The 1583-nt window shown below is 74.0% G+C and carries 2 protein-coding genes; one reads left to right on the plus strand and one right to left on the minus strand.

The window, feature by feature from the left end:
• Positions 1 to 51 precede the first annotated feature (51 nt).
• Positions 52 to 831 (minus strand): VOC family protein, encoded by a 780-nt coding sequence (locus tag ACYVE9_RS26070; protein WP_461030355.1) that lies wholly within the window; start codon positions 829 to 831, stop codon positions 52 to 54.
• Positions 832 to 1020: 189 nt separating this feature from the next.
• Here ACYVE9_RS26070 and ACYVE9_RS26075 point away from each other — a divergent pair, with 189 nt between their 5' ends.
• Entirely contained in the window at positions 1021 to 1437 is a 417-nt protein-coding gene (locus ACYVE9_RS26075; RefSeq protein ID WP_461030354.1) for a CBS domain-containing protein, read from the plus strand.
• The last annotated feature ends 146 nt before the right edge of the window (positions 1438 to 1583 follow it).

The following is a 1583-nucleotide window of genomic DNA, read 5'->3' on the forward strand; positions in this document are numbered from 1 at the left end:
CGTCCGCCAGGGGGCTGCCCGCGCTGGCTCCGGGCGGCGCCTCGGGGCAGCTCAGCCGGTGCTCTCGCGCACCAGGTGGAACAGCCCGCCCTCACGGTCCCGGCAGGCGGCCACGACGCCGCTCGGGCTGTCGTGGGGGAGGGCGACCACGGTTCCGCCGGCCTCCTGCACCCGCCGGACGGTCCGGGCGACGTCGGCCACCAGGAAGTGCACGTGCCACTGCGGCCAGTCCTTGCGCTTCGCCGCAGCCCGGTCGCCACCGCCGGAGATCTGCGCCACCCGCCGGTTCGCTATGCGCAGCACCACCCGCTCGTGCTCGAACCGGATGTCGAACCGCTCCGAGTGCCGCTGGTCCCAGCCGAAGACCTCGCCGTAGAAGAGCGCCGACGCGAACGGGTCGCGGGTCCGCAGCTCCAGCCAGGCGGTGGAGCCGCTCCGGCCGCCGACCTCCCAGCGCCGCGTCACCTCACCCTGCCAGATCCCGAACACCGCCTCGTCGGGCCCGGCGGCCCACGCGGCCCGGCCGCCGTCGAACTGCATCGGCCCCACCGCGACGGTGCCGCCGCGCTCCCTGATCCGGGAGGCCGTCGCGTCCGCGTCGTCGGCCGCCAGGTAGGGCGTCCAGGCCACCGGGAAGTCCGTCTCGCTGGCCATCGTGCCCAGCCCGGCGACCGGCACGTCGTCCACCGTGGCGACGGTCCGCCCACCCGGCTTGTGCAGCCCGGCGGTGTACCGCCAGCCGAAGACCGAGGCGTAGAAGTCCTGGGCAGCGTCCAGATCACGTGCCATCAGGCTGACCCAGCAGGGCGCGCCCTGGAGGGCCTGCACCATGACCGGCAAGGCGCTCGCCTCCCTTCCGTGGGGACTGTCCTGCGTCCCAGCCTCAGGCCGTCCGGCCGGGTGCGCCACCGGGGGCGGGCGCCGTCGCCTGCCGGGTTAATCACCGGGAGGCGGGGAACCCCGCCCGGTGGCCGGCACCGGCCGGCCGACATCCACGTCTACACACCCGAGGAGGCAGGCATGACCAAGGCCCGCGACATCATGTCTCCGGGCGCCGATTGCATCGGTGCCGAGGACAGCGTGCTCGAAGCCGCGCAGAAGATGACCGACCTGGGAGTCGGCGCCCTGCCGATCTGCGGTACGGACGACAAGCTCAAGGGCATGATCACCGACCGCGACGTGGTCGTGAAGGTCCTGGGCAGGGGGCAGGACCCGGAGAACGTGAAGGCCGGCGACCTCGCACAGGGGGAGGCCGTCACCGTCGGCGCCGACGACAGCGCCGAGGAGATCCTGGTGACCATGACCGAGCACAAGGTCCGGCGGCTCCCGGTCATCGACGGACACCGGCTGGTGGGCGTGGTGGCCCAGGCGGACGTGGCCCGGGCACTCCCCGATCCGCAGGTCGGCCAGCTGCTGGACGCCCTGTCCGCCGACTGAGGGACCGCTGATGTGGACAGAGAACGGTGACTGGCGGCCGACCGACATGCCGCGGCTCCAGGTGCGCACCGGACCGGAGGGCCTGGTGCGGGTCCGCAGCCGGGCGGGGGAGTGCGCGACCCTGCTGCCGCTGCTGCGGGACGCGG

The sequence above is a fragment of the Streptomyces sparsus genome (genome assembly GCF_054776295.1).

Bases quoted from the DNA above. Each gene is read 5' to 3' on its own strand.
- ACYVE9_RS26070 (WP_461030355.1), bottom strand. From the start codon at position 831: ATGGTGCAGGCCCTCCAGGGCGCGCCCTGCTGGGTCAGCCTGATGGCA.
- ACYVE9_RS26075 (WP_461030354.1), top strand. From the start codon at position 1,021: ATGACCAAGGCCCGCGACATCATGTCTCCGGGCGCCGATTGCATCGGT.